Origin of the sequence: Microbispora sp. CL1-1 (assembly GCF_012034195.1) — a bacterium.
Classification (GTDB): Bacteria; Actinomycetota; Actinomycetes; order Streptosporangiales; family Streptosporangiaceae; genus Microbispora.
This window is the reverse complement of sequence record NZ_JAATEK010000094.1, coordinates 1-6,129: the sequence shown is the minus strand read 5'-3', so window position 1 is coordinate 6,129 and position 6,129 is coordinate 1. Positions and strand designations below refer to the sequence as shown.

The following is a 6,129-nucleotide window of genomic DNA, read 5'->3' as shown; positions in this document are numbered from 1 at the left end:
CACGACTACACGACTGAGGGGAGAAGTGGATCGATCGCCGCGAACGACGGAGGTGGCGCGGTGGCGGGGCAGGGTGATGGCGGGGCCGATCACATCTTGCCGACACCACTGGTCACACAGTGCCGACGCCGGATGGGCGTTGCGCTTGGCGAACTTGGGAGCGCGGCCGGTCGCGTGCCGGTAACCCCTGTAGGCGGCGCGGTGATGTGGCGGCTCGGCCCGGCGGACACCGGCCCGGCGGACACCGGCCCGTTCAACAGCATCGCCCCGAGGGCTCAGCGTCGCCTTGAGAGCGCAGCGTTGCCGCGACGTCGCAGCGCAAAAAAGGCATCAGCAACCACACAGCACATCGCACCAGTGGGAGAAGAGAGACGAAGCGCGGGGTATGGGACGGATGCGTCGCTTGTGTACCAAAGCAAAGGCAGGTGTGGACGGATGGGCGACAAGAGGGCAGGGAGAACCCGCGTCGTGGCGGCGTCCGCCCGGCGTATGGCTGTCGCCGCGCTCCTCATCGTGATGCCGAGCGTGGTGGCAGCGTCTCAGGCACTGGCGGCGCCGGTCCCGGCCGCCGGCCACGCCCCGCACGCGCTCGGCCAGAACGGCCAGGCGAAGATGGGCGCGGCCAAGAAGATCGCGGCTAAGAAGATCGCGGGGAAGAAGGGTAAGAACGGCAAGGGCAAGAAGGGCAAGCGCCGTGGTAACGGCGGAGCTCGCCTCGACGCCAGTCTCGCCGCCTTCGGAGCCGGCGGTAACGGGGGTGGCGGCCATGGGGGTGGCGGTCACGGCGGCGGCTTCGGCCACGGTAGGGGCGGCGGGGGTACGCAGCGTACGTCCGGCATGAACACCGCCAACGCGCCGACGATCAGCAGCCCGCCCTATCAGCTCAACATGGGCAGGCGTAATGTGCAGGCTCCCGCGGGCAACAGCGCCGTCGACTTCGCCGGTGTGCAGCAGGTGTCGAGCGTCAGCGTCTTCACCAACTCCCTCAGTGGCAACTGCAGGGGCGGTATCGATAACTGCTCGATCAACCAGAACCTGCGGGCCGCGGAGGACAGAGGCCGCAGTGTCGGCCACTGAGGTCGCAAGAGCTACAAACGCCACAAGCCGCAAGTCATAAGCCGCTGAAGCCGCTGAACCGGCCATTGACAGGGGACGGGCGTCTCCCGCGAAAAGGGAAGACGCCCGTCTTTCAGTGATGCGCGGGGATCAGAGCTCGCCGCTTTCGATCGCCTGCTTGAGGGCCTGCTGCAACTGCTGGTGCGAGGCGGTGCCGTTCGCGGCGACGAAGTCGATCAGCGAGGAGTCCGCCTCGAAGGTGAGCTTCTCCGTGACGCGGGTCTTCCCGCCGGGCAGCGCCTTGAAGTCGATCTTCTGGTGCGTGACCACGTTGGGCTCCGACCAGCTGTCGGTCTCGTAGTAGAACCCGTTCCGGTGGAGCCGCTGCTGCGCGTGGGTCTTGCTGACCACGATCGTGCCCTCGTACGGGATCTCTTCGATCGCCGTGAGGTTGCGGTAGGTCGTGGAGCCCTTCTTGCACTCCTTGTGCGTGATGACCCGCTTCAGGAACGGGTTCTTGCCGATGTGGTTGTTGAAGTTCGAGTACTTGTTGAAGGTCAGCGGCATCGGCGAGTCGATGTCGACCGAGATGCTGTTCGTGATCTGGCTCCGGCCCGAGCCGGGCGCGGGCGGTGTGGTGTCGGTGAAGTGGTAGGTGTCCCAGGCGGTCTGCCACTCGGCGGCGATTTGGGCGTCGCTCTCGGGAGTGTCGGCGTTCGCGGGAGCGGACAGAGCGGTGAAGACGGCGGCGGCGGCGAACGTGTGGGCCGCGGCCACTCGGAGGATCTTTCTCACGTGTACCTCGAAAAGAGGAGAAATGGTACTAGTGATCTTCTACCGCAACCGCAACCTGTTATAGAAGAGGCGATGCCGAATCGGCCGCGGCCCGCACGAACTCCCGTACGCGCGCGGTCGTGTTGGTCGCCCGCCACACCGGTCCGCGTTCGATCGGCGGCGCGTCCCGGATGGGCACGTACGCGATGTCGGGGCGGGGATAGTACGTGCGGCTGTGCTCGCCCACCGGCAGCACCCCCTTGCCCATGGCGACGAGGGAGAGCATCTCCGAGAACGTGCCGCCCGCCGGTCCCTGCGGCACGGGGCGGCCGGACGGGGTGTGGGTGGGCGTACGGTCGCGCTTGAACTCGGCGGAGGTGACCGAGGGGTACTGCACCACGGGGTGGTCGCCGAGGACCTCCAGGGACACCGATTCCTCGCGGGCCAGCGGATGCCCGGCCGCCACGGCCAGCACGCGGGCCTCCCGCAGCAGGACCGGCCCGCGGGCCATGCCGTCGAAGGGATAGGAGGCGATGAGGACGTCCACCGAGCCGTCGACGAGGCTCGCCCGTGAGTTGGACAGTTGCACCTCCTGGACCTCGACCTCGCAGTCCGGATGGCGTTCGGTGAACAGGGCGACGGCCCGCAGCAGCACCGGCGCCGTCCACTCGCCGAGAAAGGCCACGCGCAGCCGGCCGGTGACCTTGCGGCCCGCCTCGACGGCCCGGCGTACGGCGGCCTCCATCTGGGCCGCCAGGGGCGCCAGGTCGTCGGTGAGTTGCCGCCCGATCGAGGTGAGGCGGACGACCCGGCTCGTGCGCTCGAACAGCGGCGCGCCGATGCGCCGCTCCAGCTTCTTGATCACGTGGCTGACCCGGCCGGTCGTGACCCCCAGGCGCTCGGCCGTACGGCCGAAGTGCAGTTCCTCGGCCAGCGTCAGGAACGTTTCGATCTCGTGCCGTTCGAGCATGTGAAGTCCGATCGTTGAACAGGAGTCAACGATCGTAGCGTGATCAGGTCTTGGTGCCGGCCGCCGCGACGAGCATCGTTGGATCCATGAGCACAACGAACATGCGCGTCAAGGGTTTCGATCATCTGGTGCTGACCGTGGCGGACGTCGAGCGGTCGCTGGCGTTCTACTGCGACGTCCTCGGCCTCGAACCGGTGCGGGTCGACGAGTGGCGGGCCGGGAAGGTGCCGTTCCCCTCGGTGCGGGTGTCGCCGGACACCATCATCGACCTGCTGCGCGGCGAGCGCGGCGAGCCGAACGTCGACCACTTCTGCCTGGTCGTCGAGCCGCTGGACTGGCAGGAGGTCATCGACTCCGGCGCCTTCACCGTCATCGACGGACCCGGCCCCCGGTTCGGCGCGCGCGGCGTCGCCACCTCGGTCTATCTGAAGGATCCCGACGGCAACGTCATCGAACTGCGCTGGTATCCCCAGGACAGGGAGCAGGACAAGGAGGAATGAGGGTTCGGTCGCAACGGTGCGGCGCCGGGGCCCCGGCCGTCCGAACGCGGTAGATCCGGGTGAGGACGGCCGGAAGAAGGGCGGGCACCGATGGCGGGGGCGACCAACAGGGCGACCGACAGGGCGAACGACAGGGCGACCAACAGGGCAAACGATAGGGCGAACGACAGGGCGAGCAACGGGACGGACCACGGGGCGAGCAACGAGACGGACAGCAGGGCGAACAGCAGGGCGAACAGCGGGACGGACAAGCGCGCCGACCTGGTGCTGGAGGGCGGCGGCGTCAAGGGCGTCGGTCTGGTCGGCGCGCTGCACGAGCTGCACGCCGCCGGCTATCGGTTCGGACGGGCCGCGGGCACCCGGGTCGCCGGCACCTCCGCGGGGGCGGTGGTGGGAGCGCTGGCCGCGGCCGGGATGCGGCCGGAGCGCATGCGCGACCTCCTGTTCCAGGTCGACTACCGCAGGTTCAGGGACGCGTCAGCCGTGGAGCGCGTCCCGCTGGTCGGCAGGGGGTTCTCGCTGCTGTCCCTGCTGTTCGAACGGGGTGTGTTCGAAGGCGACTACCTGCGGGAGTGGCTGGGCAACGAGCTGGCCGGCCTGGGCGTCGAGACGTTCGACGACCTGGCGCTCGACGACCCGGCGCCCTGGATGGGCGAAGACCAGCGCTACAGCCTGGTGGTGACGGCCACGGACGTCACCCTCGGCCGGCTGGTGCGCCTGCCGTGGGACTACCGGAGCGTGTACGGCGTGGCGGAGCCCGGCAGGCAGCGGGTGGCCGACGCGGTCCGCGCCTCGATGTCGATCCCCTTCTTCTTCGAGCCGGTCACGATCACCAATCCCGGCACGGGGCTGGTGTCGACCCTGGTGGACGGCGGGGTGCTGTCCAACTTCCCCATCGACACGCTCGACCGGACCGACGGGGAGCAGCCGCGCTGGCCGACGTTCGGGGTCAAGCTGCTCCCCGCGTTCCGGGAGGACACGCTCAGGCTGCCGCTCGCCGGGGCTCCGCACCTGCCCGCGCTGCGGCTGCTGGCGTCGCTGGTCGGGACCGCGATCGTCGGCCACGACCAGACGTACCTGGACCAGCCCTGGGTCAGGGCACGCACCATCCAGGTGGACACCGAGAGCGTGGGGGTGGTCGACTTCGGCCTCGACGAACGGCAGAAGCTCGACCTCTATCTCAACGGCCGGACGGCCGGGGCGGCCTTCCTGACCACCTGGAACTGGGACGACTACCGCGCCCGCTTCCGTCCCCCGGCGAGAAGCAGTGCGCGGAAAACCAGTGGCCGGAAAACCAGTGGCCGGAAAACCAGTGGCAGGGCCGAGACAGCGGGGAGTCTACTTGGCCGATGATCGTTATTTCGGCCGCCTCCGGCGCGCTCGGCCGCCTCGTCATCGAGTCCCTACGCACCCGTACGACGGAGGTGGTGGCCGCGGTGCGCGACCTCGAACGCGCACCCGAGGGCGTGCCGGCACGCCGCGGTGACTACGACGACCCGGCGAGCCTGCGCGAGGCGTTCGACGGGGCCGCCCGTCTCCTCCTGATCTCGTCTCCGGAGCTCGACACTCCCCGCAGGATCCGGCAGCACCTGAACGCGGTGACCGCCGCCAAGGAGGCCGGCGTCGGCGCGGTCGTCTTCACCAGCTTCCTGGGGGCCGGCGATGGCGCGACCGGCATGACGGAGGCCTATCACGCGACCGAGCAGGCCCTGATCAGCAGCGGCCTGCCGTACACGTTCCTGCGCCATCCCTTCTACAGCGACGCGTTCGTCCCCCGGGTGGTCGACGGCGAGATCACCGGCAGCACGGGCGGGCGCGGCCTGAACACGGCGTTCCGCTCGGATCTCGCGGAGGCGGCGGCCAACGTGCTGACCGGTGAGGGGCATCTGGGCCGGGCGTACGACTTCACCGGGCCGCTGTGGACCCATCCCGAGGTGGCCGAGGCGCTCGGCGTGCCCTACCGCGAGGTGCCCGACGCCGGGCCTGGCCCGATGAGCTGGATCAACGCGCAGATACGTGCGGGGCTGCTGGAGCAGCAGACCGATGATCTCGAACGGGTGCTCGGCCGGCCCCCGGTCACCGTCGCCTCGCATATCCGAAGCATTGCGTTGTCTTGACAATTTTATTTGTCGGTGACACCGTGGGAGTCACGACGGAGCCGACGACGGCCCGCGGACACAGAGGAGCAGCGTCATGCGCATCGTGGTCATCGAGTTCATGAGCCTGGACGGCGTCGTGCAGGCACCGGGCGGTCCCGAGGAGGACACCGACGGCGGCTTCGCGCACGGCGGCTGGACACACCCGTTCTTCGACCCGGAGACCGTCGGCGGCGCCTTCGACGCCACGGTGAGCAAGGCGGAGGGGCTGCTCTACGGCCGCCGGACCTGGCAGAACATGGCCGCCGCCTGGCCGGGGCGGGCCGGTGACCCGTTCGCCGACAAGATGAACGCGATGCCGAAATACGTGGTGTCCGAGACGCTGGGCGACGACGAGATGACCTGGAACACCACGCGAATCCCCGGCGACACCGCCGTCGCCCGCATCCGCGAACTGCGGGACACGGGCGACGGCGACCTGGTCGTCATGGGCAGCCCGAGCCTCGTGCGCACCCTCCTGCACGAGGACCTGGTCGACGAGCTCCGGCTGATCGTCATGCCGGTGCTCCTCGGCGGCGGGAAGACGATCTTCCCGGACGGCGGCCTGCGGCGCAGGTTCGAACTCGTCTTCGCGGCCACCGGCGGCACCGGCGTGCAGGTGTGCACCTACCGCCGGGCCGTCGAGTAGGGCTTCATGGGTCAGGGTGCTTCGGGGGGTCAGGGTGCTTCGTGG

7 protein-coding genes are annotated in these 6,129 nt (G+C 69.3%); 5 read left to right on the top strand and 2 right to left on the bottom strand.

The window, feature by feature from the left end; translation table 11 throughout:
* Positions 1-468: 468 nt before the first annotated feature.
* Positions 469-1,077, top strand: coding sequence for a hypothetical protein (locus HCK04_RS39875; protein ID WP_168066668.1), 609 nt, complete (start codon positions 469-471; stop codon positions 1,075-1,077).
* Between the two features lie 129 nt (positions 1,078-1,206).
* On the opposite strand, the gene HCK04_RS39870 is transcribed toward HCK04_RS39875, so the two are convergent.
* Complete coding sequence (locus HCK04_RS39870) at positions 1,207-1,851, bottom strand: hypothetical protein (protein ID WP_142652705.1); 645 nt, start codon at positions 1,849-1,851, stop codon at positions 1,207-1,209.
* A 58-nt stretch (positions 1,852-1,909) separates the two neighbouring features.
* Positions 1,910-2,800, bottom strand: a complete 891-nt coding sequence (locus HCK04_RS39865) for a LysR substrate-binding domain-containing protein (RefSeq protein WP_142652704.1) — start codon at positions 2,798-2,800, stop codon at positions 1,910-1,912.
* A gap of 86 nt (positions 2,801-2,886) precedes the next feature.
* Between HCK04_RS39865 and HCK04_RS39860 the strand changes: the two genes are divergently transcribed.
* From HCK04_RS39860 to HCK04_RS39845, 4 genes are all read left to right on the top strand, one after another.
* Positions 2,887-3,300, top strand: a complete 414-nt coding sequence (locus tag HCK04_RS39860) for a VOC family protein (protein ID WP_240972268.1) — start codon at positions 2,887-2,889, stop codon at positions 3,298-3,300.
* A gap of 90 nt (positions 3,301-3,390) precedes the next feature.
* A complete protein-coding gene (locus tag HCK04_RS39855) occupies positions 3,391-4,653 on the top strand; it encodes a patatin-like phospholipase family protein (protein ID WP_142652703.1) in 1,263 nt (420 codons plus the stop codon).
* Positions 4,650-5,417 carry an NAD(P)H-binding protein gene (locus HCK04_RS39850; RefSeq protein WP_185949117.1) on the top strand — a complete coding sequence of 256 codons (768 nt, stop codon included), beginning with the start codon at positions 4,650-4,652 and terminating at the stop codon, positions 5,415-5,417. Before HCK04_RS39855 ends, HCK04_RS39850 begins: the two co-directional genes overlap by 4 nt.
* 76 nt (positions 5,418-5,493) lie before the next feature.
* On the top strand, positions 5,494-6,084 hold the full coding sequence (locus HCK04_RS39845; RefSeq protein WP_142652702.1) for a dihydrofolate reductase family protein: 591 nt from the start codon (positions 5,494-5,496) through the stop codon (positions 6,082-6,084).
* The last annotated feature ends 45 nt before the right edge of the window (positions 6,085-6,129 follow it).